The sequence below is a fragment of the Buttiauxella sp. 3AFRM03 genome (genome assembly GCF_003675305.1).
Taxonomy (GTDB): Bacteria; Pseudomonadota; Gammaproteobacteria; order Enterobacterales; family Enterobacteriaceae; genus Buttiauxella; species Buttiauxella ferragutiae.
Genome location: NZ_CP033076.1, coordinates 3,665,468 through 3,681,428 on the forward strand (window position 1 = coordinate 3,665,468; position 15,961 = coordinate 3,681,428).

Consider the following 15,961-nt stretch of genomic DNA (forward strand, 5'->3'; position numbering starts at 1 on the left):
ATGCGCGGTGAGGAGGTACTTTTCAAGCGGTAATCCAGCCTGCAAATTACAACTTTCTGCTGACGGTCAATCACGGAGGATTTTCTAGACTGAAAGAAAACGTCTGCAGAGGTTTTACATGTCCTGGCAACCTTTTCTCTCAGTGATCCCAGGATCGGTGCCTGCGGATCTTGCCATTAAACACATCACTTGCAGCGACATCAGTGATGACTGGCCGATGAAGGATCAGGTATCAGAGCAGATCGATGACATCAATCAACAGCTAGCATCAGACCCTTCTTTGGAAGCCCCGGAAATCATTTTAGACAACCTGGGAATACGCCAGATTAGGTGCCGGAACAAACACTCAGAATTTGCCTTTCATAATCGCCCCGCGCTCGCGGAGTGGCGTTGCCAACTGGTGCCGACCGCACTTGCGCTGTGGGCGGTGCAGCACCCGCTTGCCGAGCGGCTGATCAGCGGCGGGGAGATGGATCTCAATAGTCGGCCATGGTTTATTCACGCCAACGATGCACGGGGGATTCGCTCGCGCGCCAAAGTGATGGCGGCCATTGCCGATATTCATCTCAACGACCGCGTTTCAGGAAACTGGATAAGCCTCGCTTGCGGCGCGGCGGTGCCGGTTTTAAAGACTTTGCGCGGGGCAAAATTAAAGGCGCAGAAATTCACGTTGTTGCTGGTTGACCACGACAGGCAATCGCTGAAGTTTGCCCGCGGGCTGGCGACACAATATGGGTTGGTTGAAGGCCACCATTTTTCGCTGTTAATGCGCAATTTGTTCGACCGGATGATTGCCAGTGACAAGCTGGTTCAGGAACTGGGCGAGGAGTCAGCGGAGCTGGTCGACGGGCTGGGTATTTTCGAGTATTTCTCGCAGGCCGAAGCGGTGCATTTCATTCGCCACGCGCTGCGCCTGGTGAAACCCGGTGGCGTGCTGATTATTTCTAATATGCTGAAAACCAGCCCGCAAATTGACTTTGCGCTGCGTTGTGTCGGCTGGACCACGATTTATCCACGCACGCTGTTTGAGCTTAGGGAGATTATTCTGGCCGCCGGAATCAATCTGCAAAACGTCACCGTGACGTTACCCAGCGATGGGGTGTATGCCGTGCTGGAGATTAATGTTAAGGAGTGAGTATTGATGATCCGCCCTACAGCCGCTTTACGCAGGGCGGTAATTCAACTTAGGAAAGGTAGCTCATGCCCTGCTTGAGGACAAAATCACAGGCCTGAGTTTTTACTTTTTCTGCTATCGGCGAACTGCCAATAGTGTCCAGATTCAGTTGCTGGCCTTTGCCGGTATTGAGCATCCCCATCAAGCCTTGTGTGTAATCCTGTGGCTGAGTTTCTTTCTTGCCGCTATCAAGACCCAGTTTATCGAGCAGCTCGCTTTTCACGTTGTCGGTGTTGGTGGCTGAAACCAGTTTGTTTTTCATGCAGTACTGCAAAATGCCCGCCGCGTTAGTCATGCTGTTGGCGCTAAGGGCCTGAGTACCGCCGCCGAGCAGGCTGGTTAGTGAGGAAAGTGAGTTGCCTGTGGTTGCGGTGGTCGCAGGTGTTGCAGTATTGCTGGTGGTGGTTTTGCTTAATTCACTCGCAGCACTGGAGAGTTGATCCTGCCAGCTCGACGCCATCGCCTGGCCTGCAAATACGGATGTTGCCAACGCCAGTGCACAGAGAACCCGATTGCTTGCTTTCATCATTTTTATACTCTTTTCGTTAACCTGCATCGCAGGAGAATTTTCGACGAGTATACCGCTATCTGTAGGGCGATGGGTGCCAGGAGATTTCCTAAAGCTTCCAGATTTACCCGTTATAATTCAAGCTGCAGGTGCGTTGGCTGCAACTCGAATTATTTAGGGTAGAGATTTATGTTTATGGCCCGATATAACGCAGCACCACTTTTACCGCCATTTCACGGTAATGTGCTGTGCTATCAACCGGTTCTGAACCATCTTCAAAGAAATTCGAAAATGTGTAGCTGTTTGCGACGTGGTAGAAACAAAAACTACTGATCAGGCGGTGGACGTCTTTAGCGGTGACGAGTCTGCTGAATAGCTGTTTATCCTGGCCTCGGGAAAGCACATCTTGCAGTAATTCCAGCGCACTGCGGTTTATCTCGCGTAAGTAAGCCGACTCTTTCACAAAGCGCCCACGCTGCATGTTCTCCATGCAGATGATCCGAATGAAATCGGGGTGAGTGACGTGGAAATCAAAGGTCCATTCTACCAGTTCCACCATCGCTTCGACTGGCGGCTGGTCAGTGAGATTAAGCTGGCGCTCACAGCTGCGAATTTGGGTGTAAACATATTCCAGCACCTGAACGTAAAGCAGCTCTTTGCTTTTAAAGTGATAAACCACCATCCGTTTGGTGGTGTTGGCTTTCTCGGCAATTTGCTCCATGCGTGCGCCGTTAAGGCCAAATTCAGCGAACAAACTAATGGCGCTGAAGAAAATCTTTTCTTTCAAACTGGCGTCATCAAAACGCTCAGGAAGATAAATTTCGTGGGTTTCCACGCAAGGCTCCTTAATGTCATCAGGCCGCTGGTATCGCCCAGGCCAGATGACATTAAAACAAGTTTGCGTGGGCAAAGCACTGATGAGTTAGCGAAGCCCTGCAACACATCACACTCGCGGGCGTTTACGGTACAGCCACAGGCCTGGAATGGATAAGCCAATCGATAATGCTCCGACGATAAACGACGCCTTCAGGAAGTTGGTGAGCAGTTGAATCATCAAGTCTTCGGTGTAACCAAAGTGGCTCAGTTTCACGGCTGAAATCATGGCGGTGTAGGCAGAAATGCCAGGGAACATCGGAATAACCGCCGCCACGGTAAAGACTTTAGGATGGGCGAGATACCAGCGCGACCACTGAATACCGATGCTGCCCACCAGAAGTGAAGCGATAAACGTGCTCCATTCAATGTTCATGCCCGCCGTCATCATCGCCATTCTCGAACCGTGGCCAATGGCACCCAGCAGTGCGCAATAAGGTAAGGCACGCTGTGGGACGTTAAACACCAGGGCAAAACCTGCGGCGGGAATGGCGGCCAGCGTCATGTCCTGAAGCAGCGCCAGTAAAAAGTCGATTACTCCCATCCTTTTAACCCCCACAGTGACATCGCCATCACCACTCCAATACACGTGGCAAGCGTAAGCAGGCTAGCCATCGCCCATCTGGCAAGGCCAGTATTGACGTGGCCTTTAAACATATCGGCGACGGCGTTAATCAGCGGAAATCCAGGAACCAGCAACAAGACGCTTGCGGCCATCGCAATATTTGAGGTCATGGCGAACGGGCCTTTGGCAATCAGCAGGCCAGAAATCGTGGTGGCGACAAACGCCGTGATGCAGAAGTTAATTTGCGGATGCAGGTGGTGTGATGTGAGCACCAGGCGCACATACATCGCCACCGAACTGGCAAGGAAAGCAACCATTGCACCATCCCAACCGCCGCTATTGAGCTTACAGAAACAGCCGCAGGAAAGACCGACCATCAGCACTACTAACCAGCGGGGATAGCGCAAGGGTTTAATGTGCTCAAAACGCTTCAAAACGTCTTTATGATCCAAAAGCTTATGCTCGGCCAGGATCACGATGTGCTGCACTTCCGTCACCACATGCATATTGATGCCGCGGTCGCTGTTTTTGCGTGTCGTCGTGAGGCACTGATTGTCTTTGATGGTGCTGAGTACGATGGCGTTCGCTGAGATTGAGCTTTCAACGCTGTCCATCCCTAATGCCACACCTAAACGACTGGAAAGCTCTTCTACAAGGGCGCTTTCGGCGCCGTGTTGCAACAAGAAAAGCCCACATTGAATGCAGAGGCGGGTGACTTCGCGCTGCGGGTTGACATCTGTCGACATGCCTGGCCTATGTAAGATGAAAAGCGACGGCGGTCGCTGAAATTTTAACATCCCCCATTTTTAACATATGCCGACCCCTGTACTCAGGCGCACCAGATCAACATTTAGCGTAATAACGCATTTCGCACACTTTTTCGGCGAAATATGAGCTTGTCCGCACTTTGAGTGAGACTTTCGAAAAGTGCACGTTTTAGACAGATATTGGCCTTCTTTTTCTCTCTGTGGACGCTAAAAATGCACGAATGAGCATTTGTTAAACATAAAAACAACATTCATGTAACGTTTTATTAGAGAGCATATCTTATGAAAACTCAGGTCGTGATAATCGGTGCTGGCCCGTCGGGTTTGTTGTTGGGGCAATTGCTGCACAATGCAGGTATTAGCAATGTGGTGTTAGAAAGACAAACCCCGGAGCACGTACAGGGGCGAATTCGGGCGGGTATCCTGGAAAATGGCACCGTAGATTTGCTGCGTGAAGCCGGGGTCAGTGAAAGAATGGATGCCGAAGGGCTGGTCCATGAAGGCGTGGAGTTTTTGGTAGATGGAAAACGTATTCCGGTTGCGCTAAAAGAGCTGACCGGTGGCAAAACGGTGATGGTGTACGGCCAGACCGAAGTGACGCGTGATTTGATGGACGCACGCCGCAAAACCTCAGCGCCGACGATGTACGGTGTCAGCAATGTACAATTGTTTGATGTGAAAAGTGATTCGCCGTATGTCACTTTTGAAAAGCAGGGCGAAACCTACCGCATTGATTGCGATTACATTGCCGGATGTGATGGTTTTCATGGTGTTTCACGTAAAGCGATTCCGGCAGAGATTACTCGCGAGTATGAACGGGTTTATCCCTTCGGCTGGCTCGGCTTGTTATCTGACACGCCACCAGTAAATCACGAGCTGATTTATGCCCATCATCAACGCGGATTTGTGTTGTGTAGTCAGCGCTCACTAACCAGAAGTCGCTACTATTTGCAGGTTCCTTTAATCGATAGCGTTGACGCCTGGCCGGACGAACGCTTCTGGGATGAGCTTAAACAGCGGTTGCCAAAAGAATTGGCGGATAAGTTAGTGACTGGTCACTCACTCGAGAAGAGCATCGCGCCGTTACGCAGTTTTGTGGTTGAACCGATGCAGTATGGCAACCTTTTCCTGGTGGGAGATGCAGCGCACATCGTACCGCCAACCGGAGCCAAAGGGCTAAACCTGGCCGCCTCTGATGTGAATTATCTGTTCCGGATCTTATGTAAGGTGTACCACGAAGGGCGAACCGATTTGCTGGAAACCTATTCACCTATGGCGTTGCGCAGGGTGTGGAAAGGTGAGCGTTTTAGCTGGTTTATGACTAATCTCCTGCATGATTTTACAGGAATGAATGCGTTTGACCGCAAAATGCAGCAGGCAGATCGTGAGTATTATCTGACCTCACGCGCTGGATTGACGACTATCGCCGAAAACTACGTCGGTTTACCGTTCGAGCCCGTTGAATAAACTACACTTATTCACTATTAGTCTGTGGATCTTATGCTTAAAAAGAGGACGTAATGAATCTGAATGCCAGTATTCCGGTATTTAAACTATATGGTGAAAGCCGGAACTGGCCTGCAGCAGATTTGCTGCATTGCGAATCGATTCAAAGCCGCAGCAGCCTTTATGAATGGCACATTCGCATTCATCAGCATGCGGATTTGGTTCAATTACTTTATTTGCACAAAGGTGAGGTGGAGATAGATATTGAAGGCGTTAAGCATCATGTGCGACAGGCGTGTATTCAGGTGGTACCTGCGTTGTGCGTGCACGGTTTTAAATTCTCACCGGGGACTCAGGGTTATTCGCTTTCGTTTTCAGCTCCGTTAATCGCCCAGTTTGAGCAGCAATTTGGCCGCCCTTTACAGGTACTTAAGCAGGCGGCGTGTGTGCCGGTGAAAGGCTCGAACAGGCAAATTAATACACTGTTTAGTACCTTACAAAGTGAGTATGAAGGCGCGGGGGAAGCCCGTGACATGATGCTGCATTCATTAATCAGCGCGCTTTTAGTTTGGCTCAATCGGCAATGTGCTCCGGTACCAGGCAGCAGTTCGCGTGTCGAGCGAAAACGGGCGGTGATTCATCAATTTAATCAATTGGTTGAGTGTCATTATCGTGAGCAGTTGCTGGTCACGCATTATGCCAGCGAAATCGGTTTATCAAGTGTGCACCTGAATACCCTGTGCCATGAGTTCTTTGGCTGTAGCGCTCTGAATGTCCTGCATCAACGCGTGTTGCTCGAAGCCAAACGCAGGTTGCTGTATACCAGTATGACGATCAGCCAGATCTCTGATTATCTTGGCTTTAGTGATGCGACCTATTTTTCGCGTTTTTTCCGCCGTTATACGGGTACGACGCCAAAGGATTTTCGTCAACATCCGATGCGTGAATTGAAAGCGTCTTTAATAGAAGGAAGGTAATTGTTTAATTAAATTTAAATAGTTATTTAGTCACACTGACTATTATTTTGTAGTTTGTAGGTTATTTGTAAATAAGATCATAACTTGAAATATTATTTCATCATAAAACACTCCTTCTAATTTAAATTTCCATCTGAATAAACTATTGTATTTTTGTTGTTCAAAGCACTTATATGTTTAATGTATGAGTGAATCATCGGACATATTTTAAATAATATGAATGCATTAATCAAAGGAATGATATGGAAAAAATTATTAGTACAAATAGTTTACCTGGAAAAATAATGGTGGTTGTACCCTGCGTGTTAACGGCAGCAGGAATTGTACATCGATTAAAATCCATGCCAAAAATTCATAAATTAGTGAGCAATATCAAAAGGATTGATGAGGCTTATGGAGAGGTATTAAAAGCCACGGACTCACTTGTTATTTTGAATATTAGCGAGTCATCTACTCAACTCGCTGAGGAGATAAAATTTATTAACTGGTGCCGTACAGTGCAACCTGGCGCTGCCATTGTTGCTTACACACGAAATCATAAACTTAGCGTGTTGAATTATATTTCTGCTTTGGGTGCGCGGGTGATTATTTCTCAATACGAGTCATCCTCAACATTCACCGATTTAATTATAAAGTCTTTTTCCTCCAGATCGATGCTTTCCAGCCCGATGATCAAGAATATTCTGGATACGAGAATTTCAGGTGAACTGACGGTATGCGAAGTTCAGGTAATAGGGCAGTTATTTCTTGGGCACAACGTCAGCCAGGTTGCTCAAAGTTTAGGACGCGATATCAGAACGGTGAGCGCACATAAAAGACATGCGATGGAAAAACTCGGCCTTCAGTGTGAGAAAGATCTCCATGTCCTGGGTTGCGCACTGCTAGGAAAGTGAAAGTTTTAAAAGGAGATAAATATGCAGGAAAGCAAAGCAAAGGTCTTTTTGCGTAACCCATTTTGCCGCGCGTTAGTTGTTAGCAAGCGGCCAATGATGAGAGAAGGCCTTCAGTTTATGATGAAAGAACGCGCTGAGAAATCATCGCTCATTCTTTGTGAAAACTATTTAGATATCAGGCCAGAAATATTGCTGCAGATCGATGTGGTGGTTATTGAACTGGATAGCACGTTGCAGGAAATCTTCGAAGCCTGTGATTTCTTCAACCAATTACAAAATCAGCACCGGCAAGTGGAGTGGGTTTTCACGCTTCCCGTGAACTTGGTGAATATTGCCATTGAACGGTTGTTGACGGCCAAAACAGCATTGCTTTCTTTACATGAACCGATGAGCCGTATTATCGAACATGTCTTTAATAGCGGTGGTCAAACCGAAAGAATTAGCCGGCTTCTTTTGCAAGAAAAAGCGGTTAATACGTCCGATATTACGGTGACGAATGCCAATTTAACTTTTTCAGAGCGTCGTGTTCTACGGCTGCTTAGCAAAGGGTGGCAACTGACCCAAATTGCGACTCTGCTCGAGAAAAGTTACAAAACCATCAGTGCACAAAAGAGCAGTGCTATGCGCCGCCTGATGCTGAAAACGGACGCCGAAATGTATGCATGGATGATCAGTGTACATGGGATGCAGGAGCTGAATTTGCCTCCGTATCACCAGGGGATATGAAGAAAATTAGTGATGACTGAGGTTCGCTAGTGCGTCCTCAGTCATCTGATTATTGGCAGACATCGACCCAAAGTGCAGCTGTGAGTTCAGCCAGACGAGCCGGGGAAATACGCACTGCGCTATGAATCGCTCCTGCTGCGGGTAAAACTTCTTCGTACTGTTTTAGTGAAATATCACAGTAAACCGTTAACGGATTTTCCAGGCCAAACGGACAAACCCCGCCTACCGGATGACCTGTCCAGATAACCACTTCATCGCTGCTGAGCATGCGGGCTTTTGCCCCTAAAGCCGCTTTGAGTTTTTTATTATCCAGGCGTGCGTCACCTTTCGCGACAACCAACACGACTTGATCCTTAACTTTCAACGACAATGTTTTAGCAATTTGGCCCGGTTCAACGTTATGGGCCATGGCTGCCAGAGCAACGGTGGCGGTGCTTTGGTTTAATTCGATAATGTCGATATCCGGGGCGTTTTCGGCAAAGAATTGCCGGACTGACTGCAGGCTCATGCTTTTCTCCCATTCTTGGCCGCAAATAATTTGGCATAAGGCTGTGCTATATGTAAACCAGTGAACGCATAATTTCTATGTGTCATGAATACATACCGTCAATAGCCAATGCTGTGATGTGAAATAGCTAAACAACTCAAAGTTTCAGTGATTTCTGGATCTTCTTCACAATCACTGCAACCGGTTTCAGTAACCGGTTGCAGAGTAAGAAAAGGCGATGAATACTGAAACGGTCACACACCTGTACCCAATAATAAGAGCAGCCTATGAAACCTATTTTTTTATGCTGTGCCACTGATGCCCCTGCCAGTGTTTTAGACATTAAAGCTGTATCTAAAAAGGTCCCGGCTACGGGGATCAATTATATAAATTACGGATTGTTGCGCAGCGATATTCTTCCCGCTGTAACATTCGCGTTGAAAGCCTGACAGGAGCACTGCTATGTCATCGAATCATGCCGCTTTTAATCTGATCTTTCGCTTCGTAGAAAACTACGTGAGTCCCGTCGCGGGAAGAATTTCATCACAACGCCACGTTATGGCGATTCGTGATGGGTTTATTTCTGCGATGCCATTCATGATTGTCGGTTCGTTCCTGCTGGTCTTCGCCTATCCGCCTTTCTCGCCAACCACCACCTGGGGCTTTGCTCGTGCATGGCTGGATATGGCAAAACAGTTTGAAGGGCAAATTCTGACGCCGTTTGATATGACGATGGGCATTATGTCTATCTACATTTGTGCGGCGATTGCCTATAACCTCGGTAAACATTATGTGAAGTCGCACGGCCTGGATCCGTTCATGTGTGCGATGCTTTCGCTAATGGCATTCCTGCTGGTGGCGGCTCCGAAAACCAAAGGTGTGATGCCGATGGATAGCCTGGGCGGGACGGGGATCTTTACCGCGATTCTGGTGGCGGTTTACTGTGTTGAAATGATGCGCTTCCTGAAAGCGCACAATATCGGGATCAAGCTGCCGGACCAGGTTCCACCAATGATCAAAAACTCCTTTGATCTGCTGATTCCTGTGCTGGTTGTGGTTCTGACACTCTACCCGCTGAGCCTGCTGATTCAGTCGCAGTTCGACATGTTAATCCCGCAAGCGATTATGTCGGTGTTTAAACCTCTGGTATCTGCTGCTGATTCATTGCCGGCGATTCTGCTGGCGGTGCTGATTGGTCACTTGCTGTGGTTTGCCGGGATTCACGGTGCGGCGATTGTTTCCGGCATGCTGCAAATGTTCTGGCTGACCAACCTGGGGATGAACCAGAGCGCGTTGGCACAAGGCGCACCTTTGCCACACATCTTCATGGAAGCATTCTGGACCTTCTTCATTGTTGTCGGTGGTTCGGGGGCCACTATGGGTCTGGTGATTTGCTATCTGCGGAGTAAATCTGCCCACCTGCGTTCCATTGGCCGTCTGAGTATTGTCCCAACTTGCTTTAACATTAACGAACCCGTCATCTTTGGTACGCCAATCGTAATGAACCCAGTGTTCTTTATTCCATTCTTGCTGGCACCAATGGTTAACGCCGTGCTGGCATGGGGTGCTATGAAGATGGATTTGATTGGCCGTGTGATTTCAGTGGTTCCATGGACTGCACCCGCGCCAATCGGTGCTGCATGGGCATTAGGCTGGGATTTCCGTGCGGCGATTTTGGTGATTCTGTTGGCTGTTGTTTCCGCCATCATCTACTTCCCGTTCTTTAAAGTGTACGAGAAGCAGTTGCTGGAGCAGGAAGCGGAAGAAGCTCAGAAAGCCTCTGGCGAAGAGAGCCAACAGGCTGCTTAATGAAATGAAAGAGTGAGATGAAACGGTGGGGAAACCCGCCGTTTTGCTTTATTACTTCAGGGTACAGTCGCCACAACCTTGTACATCAGGCAACTTATAGCGCTGGCAGCAGGTGCGGCGTACCAACAAACCTTCGCGCAGGATTACAGTGCGGTAGAGGGGGTTATCCTGGCCATCGCGCAGTTGTTTTTCAAAGAAACAGGCGTGGCGCAATTCAGCGATTGTCGCATCATCAAGCAACTCTCTCAGCTCACCAAAAAACCAATTTAGCAAATACCCAGTATTGCTCCAGATGAGTTTCCCATTGATCTCACCGCTGTTTTCCAGCGCCTCAACGACCGGCATTAGCCCTTCAACCAGCAGTTTCTCAAGGCGTTGTTGCAACGGCTGGGTGGTTGCCACTCTATCTTCCTGAACGTCTATCCAGAAAGTGGCGGCTCTGCCCGTTTCATGAAACTCGACATGAATATGTTGTGGGCCGATATCCAGCGCTCGGGGCTGAGTGATCAGCGCCATCACCAGCGGTGGAACCAGCAGGCCAAGATACCATTGCGCCCACAGTGATTTCAGCGGTTTCCCCTCACGGGCAAGTTGCGGCTGGTTGCGATAAATATGGTCACTGTAACAGGCAAGAAGCGAGGTTAACGCAGCGGGTTGGGCCCATTGATACAACGTCTGGCTGGTTGCCGGAGCGGGCTCATTGAATTTGATGATGTCATTAAAATAAGGTCGATGGGTGATGAAATGCGCGCGCAGCTCATCTGCCAGCTCTGGCTGTGAGCTGGTAGCAAATGGTGAGTGCCATGCAAAATCATCAAGAAACTGGGAAGACTGAAAAGCCATCGACAAACAAGACCACTAATACAAATGATAATGATTGCCAATCCTATCTATAGGCAAAGCCTTTAGCAAGGCTATTTTGTGCGCGTGTTCTGATGGGGGATTTTTGCTCAGGCAGGCAGCAGCGATTCGCTGACAAAAATGCTATTACGACCCTGGCGTTTGGCTCGATAAAGAGCGCTATCAGCCTGCCGAAAGGCCTCTTCGATGTTTTGCTGTTCCAGCACGGCAAGGCCAATGCTGGCCGTCACATGGGTTGCCACGTCGTCATTAAACAAGTGTGGGATCTTTAAATCATAAACCCGTTGGCGGATACGTTCAGCGGTTTGCAAAGCCTGCTCGGCATCCACATCGGTCAGCAACACCATAAATTCTTCACCGCCATAACGGGTGACAATATCGCGAGAACGAACGGCATCGCGAATGGCGGCAGAGACATGGATCAAAGCCTGGTCGCCCATGCTATGACCATAGTTGTCGTTGTAAGCTTTAAAATGATCGATATCCAGCAACAAGACGAAATGCGTGCCGCTTCCAACGGCTAACACTGTCTCAAGTCGATTTTGAAAACCACGGCGGTTATACAGACCGGTAAGGGGATCTAACATACTCAAATCGTTAAGAGTTTCTTTCTCTTCGAGTAGTTTATCCATTAAACGACGAGTAAAATTATCATTACGTTGCTGAATGATATTCTGAATGATAATGCCAATGCCCGGGAGGGCCACCGAATATAAAACTCTCGGCCAATTATTCCCGTGGTCGAGCCATAAAATCATTAGCGTTACTGGCAAGCATGAGGCGATAAATGCTTGTATGTTATTGATAAAAGAGATTGAGCCAATAAATAATATCGCCAGTAAGGCAATAATTAGAAAATTAAGATCTTTAATCGGCATCACACTGACTTTTATATAGATATGCCATGCCCAAAGTGAGCCAATTATTAACGAAACAGCGTTAATGTTGATCAGTGTTTTTTTGTTAAAAAACTGCCAGAGTAGGCAGCAGAGGCTTATCACCAGCACCATGATAATCGGTAAGGTAAGGTGCTGAGTGTGGGCAGAAGGCGACGCCATACTAAATCCCGCAGAAAACGCGTTCAGTAATAAAAATAAACGCAACGAGAGTTGATGTTTCCCATTGAGTAAAGCGCGCCAGGTTGTTGCTGTCATATCAGATAGTTCTTTTTACTCGAACTCAACATTATGCTGTTGAATAATATTATAAAAATAGATAGGAAAGTGATTTCTTAAGGAAATTATTTGACTGTTAATTATGTATTTTTAATCGTCGCTCAATCTATCACCTTAATGAATATATGTCATCTGGTGATCAGGAATGCTAAACATTTCTAATGTAAAACAGAATCTACACAAGCGCTGACAAACGAGAAATTATATCATATGATATTGGTTATCATTACCAATTGATGAGATAGAGATAATGTTACAACGGCAGTTAGAAAGTGCGTGGGCAGTGTTGATACCTGGAGGAATTGTCGCCGCATTGTTGTATCTGGATCTTTCTTTTAGTCAGTGGCGAGTGCTGATTGTGCTGGGATTATTGGTGACGACGGCAATGCTCTACCATAAACGGTTACGTCATTTTGTCTTGTTGCCATCATGCGTTGCATTTGCCAGTGGGCTTGCACTAGTGATGATGAATCTGGAAGCTATGAAATAGGGATGTGAAACAGAGAATGACGAGAGTGAAGCCAGAAGAGGGTGATAAGAATTGGTGCGAAGAGAGGGACTTGAACCCTCACGCCCGTTAGAGCACTAACACCTGAAGCTAGCGCGTCTACCAATTCCGCCACCTTCGCAAATCAAATCTTATCTGATATCGCCTTCGCATTGGTGCGAAGAGAGGGACTTGAACCCTCACGTCCGTAAGAACACTAACACCTGAAGCTAGCGCGTCTACCAATTCCGCCACCTTCGCGCAGTGCGAACGATATCTTGCGTGGTTAATGGTGCGAAGAGAGGGACTTGAACCCTCACGTCCGTAAGAACACTAACACCTGAAGCTAGCGCGTCTACCAATTCCGCCACCTTCGCATACCCACAACACCGAAGTATTGTAACCACGGAGGCGCATTCTAGATGTTTTCTGCGCGTCGTCAACAGTTAATTTAGTGCCGCTTTTCTAATCGCTGCAAAAAGCGGCACAACAACGTGTTAGCGCTTCTTCACGCCACGCATCACAACTGAGCGGTAAACTTTGAAACGGCCTGTCTGAGCGATAACTTCGTGGTTACCGAAGGTTTCATCCAGCACGTCCGGATACGCCAGGAAGGCGTTCGCCACGATACGCAATTCACCACCCATATTCAGGTGGCGTACTGCGCCACGAATCAGCTGGTGAGCCGCATCCAGGCTGGTTTGTAAACCATCATGGAACGGTGGGTTTGAGATAATCATGTCGAAACGGCCATTCACTTCGGAATAGACGTTACTGGCGATAACTTCGCCTGCAATTTCGTTGGCGGCAAGCGTTGCACGGCTTGCCGCAACGGCTGGTGCAGAAACATCACACAAAGTCAGACGGACTTTTGGTGAATGCTTAGCAAGCGTTACCGCCAACACGCCTGCGCCGCAACCGACATCCAACACTTTGCCTTTGGTGTGCGGTGTCAGCGTGGAAAGCAGTAATTTACTGCCAGTGTCCAGACCGTCACGGCTAAACACGCCAGGCAGAGTTTTTACGGTCAGGCTTTCGTGTTGATACTCATCCCACCAGGAATTCTCATCAAACTGCGGCTGTTTTTCCAGGCGACCATGATAGAAACCGCAACGACGTGCGCTATCAATTTTATTGAGTGGGCTAAATTCGGCGAGCATCTGCTCAGCACTGCGCACACCACTACGGTTTTCACCAACCACAAAAATATCGCTGCCAATTGGCATCAACGATAAAATGTTCATCAGCTGGAACTGAGCTTCTGGCTTATTCTTCGGCCAGTAATAAATTAATGTATTGCAGTCGCCAATGCTGCTGGCGTCAGCCACCAGGCCGTATTGTGCATCTTCGCCCATCTGAGCGCTTAATACCTGCCAGTGGTGAAATTGTTGGGTATGGACGCGACTTGCTGCCGTTTCGAAACGGGCAGGCATGTCGTCTTGTAAATCACCGGCAAACAGCACGCGGCTCTCGGTAAAATCATCGCTATGGCGCAGCAGCACTTCACTTGCCGGGGTTAACGCAGTCATCAAATTACTCCTGGGAAATCAGAACCGGGATTATAGAGCTTTAATGGCGCACATTCGATGAATTTGCTATATTTGCGCCCCAATTGGCACTCTCTACCTGGTTTCGCTATGCCCCATATACCTTTGCGACGTGACTGGTTGTTACAACAGCTGGGCATCACCCAGTGGGAGCTGCGGCGCCCGGCTGCGTTGCAGGGCGAAATCGCGGTCTCGCTGCATGAAAACGTTAAGTTATTGATAATCGCCGAAGATCTTCCTGACTTAAACGATCCTTTCGTTTGCGATGTTTTGCGCAGCCTGAATCTGGATGCACAGCAGATTATGCAACTGACCCCGGAACGAGCTGCAATGCTGCCAGGTGAAAGTCGTTGTAATAGCTGGCGACTGGGTGTGAGTGAACCGCTCCCTATTTCTGGCGCGCAGTTAGCGACCCCGGATTTAAACGAGCTTTATCATAATGGCGCTGCCAGACAGGCGCTGTGGCAACAAATTTGCGAACATGAACACGATTTCTTCCCTCAACACCAGTGACTTGAGCCTGGCTTACGCCATCGAACAACGCAGCCATGCTTTCCCATGGAGTGAAAAAACCTTCGCCAGTAACGAGGGCGAACGCTATTTGAACTTACGACTCGATGTTGACGGTAAAATGGCAGCGTTTGCGGTGACGCAGGTCGTGCTAGATGAAGCGACGTTATTTAATATTGCGGTCGACCCGGATTTCCAACGACAAGGTTTGGGCCGCCAGTTGCTGGAGCATTTAATCAGCGAGCTGGAAGCGCGAGATGTGTTTACCCTGTGGCTTGAAGTGCGCGCCTCGAATACGGCGGCGATTGCACTGTATGAAAGCCTGGGCTTTAACGAGGCGACGATTCGCCGTAACTATTACCCCACAAAAGAGGGTCGGGAAGATGCCATCATCATGGCATTACCTTTAGGCTGAAACGACAGGTGTGTAAATGAACTGGGACTGGATTTTATTTGATGCTGACGAAACGCTGTTTACCTTTGACGCGTTCGGCGGCTTACAGCGGATGTTTCTCGATTATAGCGTGACGTTTACCGCTGAAGATTTCCAGGATTACCAGGCTGTTAACAAACCTTTGTGGGTCGATTATCAGAACGGTGCCATTAGCGCGCTTCAGTTACAGCATCAGCGTTTTCTGGGCTGGTCGGAAAGATTGTCGGTGCCTGCGGGTGACCTGAACGCTGCGTTTCTCAATGCTATGGCCGAAATTTGTGTGCCGTTGCCCGGTGCTGTTTCGCTGCTTAATGCGTTAAAAGATAAAGTAAAAATCGGTATTATCACCAACGGTTTTACTGCGCTGCAGCAAATCCGCCTGGAACGCACGGGTCTGCGCGATTATTTCGATTTGCTGGTGATTTCCGAACAGGTCGGTGTCGCGAAACCCGATCGTAAGATTTTTGATTACACCTTTGAGCAAATGGGCCATCCGCCGCGCGACCGCGTCATGATGGTTGGCGACACCGCAGAATCAGATATTCTGGGCGGCATGAATGCAGGAATTGCCACCTGCTGGCTCAACGCCCACGGACGAAGCTTACCGGAAGGCATCTCACCGACCTGGGAAGTGACCACACTAAATGAACTGGAGCGATTGTTGTGTAATTGATGATTGCATCACAGCTGATTGTTAAACCTGACCTGATGGGTAAAATAGCC

Annotated in this window: 18 protein-coding genes and 3 tRNA genes; 10 read left to right on the top strand and 11 right to left on the bottom strand. The window is 48.4% G+C overall.

Annotation, left to right across the window (positions count from 1 at the left end; translation table 11 throughout):
• Positions 1 to 118 precede the first annotated feature (118 nt).
• Positions 119 to 1,135 carry a hypothetical protein gene (locus D8682_RS18610; RefSeq protein WP_064543301.1) on the top strand — a complete coding sequence of 339 codons (1,017 nt, stop codon included), beginning with the start codon at positions 119 to 121 and terminating at the stop codon, positions 1,133 to 1,135.
• A gap of 49 nt (positions 1,136 to 1,184) precedes the next feature.
• On the opposite strand, the gene D8682_RS18615 is transcribed toward D8682_RS18610, so the two are convergent.
• From D8682_RS18615 to D8682_RS18630, 4 genes are all read right to left on the bottom strand, one after another.
• The gene (locus D8682_RS18615; RefSeq protein ID WP_121815733.1) at positions 1,185 to 1,700 is read right to left on the bottom strand and encodes a DUF2501 domain-containing protein; all 516 of its coding nucleotides are present in this window, start codon (positions 1,698 to 1,700) and stop codon (positions 1,185 to 1,187) included.
• Between the two features lie 175 nt (positions 1,701 to 1,875).
• Positions 1,876 to 2,517: a TetR family transcriptional regulator gene (locus D8682_RS18620; protein ID WP_064543303.1), complete on the bottom strand. Its 642-nt coding sequence runs from the start codon at positions 2,515 to 2,517 to the stop codon at positions 1,876 to 1,878.
• A 108-nt stretch (positions 2,518 to 2,625) separates the two neighbouring features.
• Positions 2,626 to 3,099, bottom strand: coding sequence for a threonine/serine exporter (locus D8682_RS18625; protein WP_064543305.1), 474 nt, complete (start codon positions 3,097 to 3,099; stop codon positions 2,626 to 2,628).
• Entirely contained in the window at positions 3,090 to 3,866 is a 777-nt protein-coding gene (locus D8682_RS18630; RefSeq protein WP_064543554.1) for a threonine/serine exporter ThrE family protein, read from the bottom strand. The genes D8682_RS18625 and D8682_RS18630 overlap by 10 nt, the downstream gene beginning before the upstream one ends.
• A 303-nt stretch (positions 3,867 to 4,169) precedes the next feature.
• Between D8682_RS18630 and pobA the strand changes: the two genes are divergently transcribed.
• From pobA to D8682_RS18650, 4 genes are all read left to right on the top strand, one after another.
• Entirely contained in the window at positions 4,170 to 5,354 is a 1,185-nt protein-coding gene (gene pobA / locus D8682_RS18635) for a 4-hydroxybenzoate 3-monooxygenase (protein ID WP_121814856.1), read from the top strand.
• Between the two features lie 53 nt (positions 5,355 to 5,407).
• The gene (locus D8682_RS18640) at positions 5,408 to 6,310 is read left to right on the top strand and encodes a helix-turn-helix domain-containing protein (RefSeq protein WP_121814857.1); all 903 of its coding nucleotides are present in this window, start codon (positions 5,408 to 5,410) and stop codon (positions 6,308 to 6,310) included.
• Between the two features lie 242 nt (positions 6,311 to 6,552).
• The gene (locus D8682_RS18645; protein WP_121814858.1) at positions 6,553 to 7,203 is read left to right on the top strand and encodes a LuxR C-terminal-related transcriptional regulator; all 651 of its coding nucleotides are present in this window, start codon (positions 6,553 to 6,555) and stop codon (positions 7,201 to 7,203) included.
• 21 nt (positions 7,204 to 7,224) lie between these two features.
• Positions 7,225 to 7,929 carry a LuxR C-terminal-related transcriptional regulator gene (locus tag D8682_RS18650; protein ID WP_064543313.1) on the top strand — a complete coding sequence of 235 codons (705 nt, stop codon included), beginning with the start codon at positions 7,225 to 7,227 and terminating at the stop codon, positions 7,927 to 7,929.
• 49 nt (positions 7,930 to 7,978) lie between these two features.
• Here D8682_RS18650 and D8682_RS18655 read toward each other — a convergent pair whose 3' ends face one another.
• Positions 7,979 to 8,437, bottom strand: coding sequence for a YbaK/EbsC family protein (locus D8682_RS18655; protein WP_064543315.1), 459 nt, complete (start codon positions 8,435 to 8,437; stop codon positions 7,979 to 7,981).
• A 441-nt stretch (positions 8,438 to 8,878) separates the two neighbouring features.
• Between D8682_RS18655 and D8682_RS18660 the strand changes: the two genes are divergently transcribed.
• Complete coding sequence (locus D8682_RS18660) at positions 8,879 to 10,225, top strand: PTS sugar transporter subunit IIC (RefSeq protein WP_121814859.1); 1,347 nt, start codon at positions 8,879 to 8,881, stop codon at positions 10,223 to 10,225.
• A 51-nt stretch (positions 10,226 to 10,276) separates the two neighbouring features.
• Here D8682_RS18660 and fhuF read toward each other — a convergent pair whose 3' ends face one another.
• The gene (gene fhuF, locus D8682_RS18665; protein ID WP_121814860.1) at positions 10,277 to 11,068 is read right to left on the bottom strand and encodes a siderophore-iron reductase FhuF; all 792 of its coding nucleotides are present in this window, start codon (positions 11,066 to 11,068) and stop codon (positions 10,277 to 10,279) included.
• A 107-nt stretch (positions 11,069 to 11,175) separates the two neighbouring features.
• The gene (locus D8682_RS18670; RefSeq protein ID WP_121814861.1) at positions 11,176 to 12,240 is read right to left on the bottom strand and encodes a GGDEF domain-containing protein; all 1,065 of its coding nucleotides are present in this window, start codon (positions 12,238 to 12,240) and stop codon (positions 11,176 to 11,178) included.
• 271 nt (positions 12,241 to 12,511) lie between these two features.
• On the opposite strand from D8682_RS18670, the gene D8682_RS18675 reads away from it, so the two are divergent.
• Complete coding sequence (locus D8682_RS18675; protein WP_064543322.1) at positions 12,512 to 12,751, top strand: DUF1435 domain-containing protein; 240 nt, start codon at positions 12,512 to 12,514, stop codon at positions 12,749 to 12,751.
• Between the two features lie 52 nt (positions 12,752 to 12,803).
• Here D8682_RS18675 and D8682_RS18680 read toward each other — a convergent pair.
• From D8682_RS18680 to rsmC, 4 genes are all read right to left on the bottom strand, one after another.
• Positions 12,804 to 12,890 (bottom strand) — tRNA-Leu (locus D8682_RS18680).
• A gap of 32 nt (positions 12,891 to 12,922) precedes the next feature.
• A tRNA-Leu gene (locus tag D8682_RS18685) sits at positions 12,923 to 13,009 on the bottom strand.
• A 29-nt stretch (positions 13,010 to 13,038) separates the two neighbouring features.
• A tRNA-Leu gene (locus D8682_RS18690) sits at positions 13,039 to 13,125 on the bottom strand.
• 120 nt (positions 13,126 to 13,245) lie between these two features.
• Entirely contained in the window at positions 13,246 to 14,277 is a 1,032-nt protein-coding gene (gene rsmC / locus D8682_RS18695; protein WP_064543324.1) for a 16S rRNA (guanine(1207)-N(2))-methyltransferase RsmC, read from the bottom strand.
• Between the two features lie 108 nt (positions 14,278 to 14,385).
• Here rsmC and D8682_RS18700 point away from each other — a divergent pair, with 108 nt between their 5' ends.
• Genes D8682_RS18700 through yjjG form a run of 3 tightly spaced genes read left to right on the top strand, consistent with a single transcriptional unit; the run spans position 14,386 to position 15,911 of the window.
• Entirely contained in the window at positions 14,386 to 14,808 is a 423-nt protein-coding gene (locus D8682_RS18700) for a DNA polymerase III subunit psi (RefSeq protein ID WP_269811511.1), read from the top strand.
• On the top strand, positions 14,777 to 15,220 hold the full coding sequence (gene rimI / locus D8682_RS18705) for a ribosomal protein S18-alanine N-acetyltransferase (protein WP_064543328.1): 444 nt from the start codon (positions 14,777 to 14,779) through the stop codon (positions 15,218 to 15,220). Before D8682_RS18700 ends, rimI begins: the two co-directional genes overlap by 32 nt.
• A gap of 16 nt (positions 15,221 to 15,236) precedes the next feature.
• Complete coding sequence (gene yjjG, locus D8682_RS18710; protein ID WP_064543330.1) at positions 15,237 to 15,911, top strand: pyrimidine 5'-nucleotidase; 675 nt, start codon at positions 15,237 to 15,239, stop codon at positions 15,909 to 15,911.
• The last annotated feature ends 50 nt before the right edge of the window (positions 15,912 to 15,961 follow it).

Excerpts from the sequence above, each read along its gene's own strand:
- yjjG (WP_064543330.1), top strand. The coding sequence starts at position 15,237 with ATGAACTGGGACTGGATTTTATTTGATGCTGACGAAACGCTGTTTACC.
- D8682_RS18650 (WP_064543313.1), top strand. The coding sequence starts at position 7,225 with ATGCAGGAAAGCAAAGCAAAGGTCTTTTTGCGTAACCCATTTTGCCGC.
- D8682_RS18700 (WP_269811511.1), top strand. The coding sequence starts at position 14,386 with ATGCCCCATATACCTTTGCGACGTGACTGGTTGTTACAACAGCTGGGC.
- D8682_RS18615 (WP_121815733.1), bottom strand. The coding sequence starts at position 1,700 with ATGAAAGCAAGCAATCGGGTTCTCTGTGCACTGGCGTTGGCAACATCC.
- D8682_RS18645 (WP_121814858.1), top strand. The coding sequence starts at position 6,553 with ATGGAAAAAATTATTAGTACAAATAGTTTACCTGGAAAAATAATGGTG.
- fhuF (WP_121814860.1), bottom strand. The coding sequence starts at position 11,068 with ATGGCTTTTCAGTCTTCCCAGTTTCTTGATGATTTTGCATGGCACTCA.
- pobA (WP_121814856.1), top strand. The coding sequence starts at position 4,170 with ATGAAAACTCAGGTCGTGATAATCGGTGCTGGCCCGTCGGGTTTGTTG.
- D8682_RS18670 (WP_121814861.1), bottom strand. The coding sequence starts at position 12,240 with ATGACAGCAACAACCTGGCGCGCTTTACTCAATGGGAAACATCAACTC.
- D8682_RS18675 (WP_064543322.1), top strand. The coding sequence starts at position 12,512 with ATGTTACAACGGCAGTTAGAAAGTGCGTGGGCAGTGTTGATACCTGGA.
- D8682_RS18655 (WP_064543315.1), bottom strand. The coding sequence starts at position 8,437 with ATGAGCCTGCAGTCAGTCCGGCAATTCTTTGCCGAAAACGCCCCGGAT.
- rsmC (WP_064543324.1), bottom strand. The coding sequence starts at position 14,277 with ATGACTGCGTTAACCCCGGCAAGTGAAGTGCTGCTGCGCCATAGCGAT.
- D8682_RS18630 (WP_064543554.1), bottom strand. The coding sequence starts at position 3,866 with ATGTCGACAGATGTCAACCCGCAGCGCGAAGTCACCCGCCTCTGCATT.
- D8682_RS18610 (WP_064543301.1), top strand. The coding sequence starts at position 119 with ATGTCCTGGCAACCTTTTCTCTCAGTGATCCCAGGATCGGTGCCTGCG.
- D8682_RS18625 (WP_064543305.1), bottom strand. The coding sequence starts at position 3,099 with ATGGGAGTAATCGACTTTTTACTGGCGCTGCTTCAGGACATGACGCTG.
- rimI (WP_064543328.1), top strand. The coding sequence starts at position 14,777 with ATGAACACGATTTCTTCCCTCAACACCAGTGACTTGAGCCTGGCTTAC.
- D8682_RS18640 (WP_121814857.1), top strand. The coding sequence starts at position 5,408 with ATGAATCTGAATGCCAGTATTCCGGTATTTAAACTATATGGTGAAAGC.
- D8682_RS18660 (WP_121814859.1), top strand. The coding sequence starts at position 8,879 with ATGTCATCGAATCATGCCGCTTTTAATCTGATCTTTCGCTTCGTAGAA.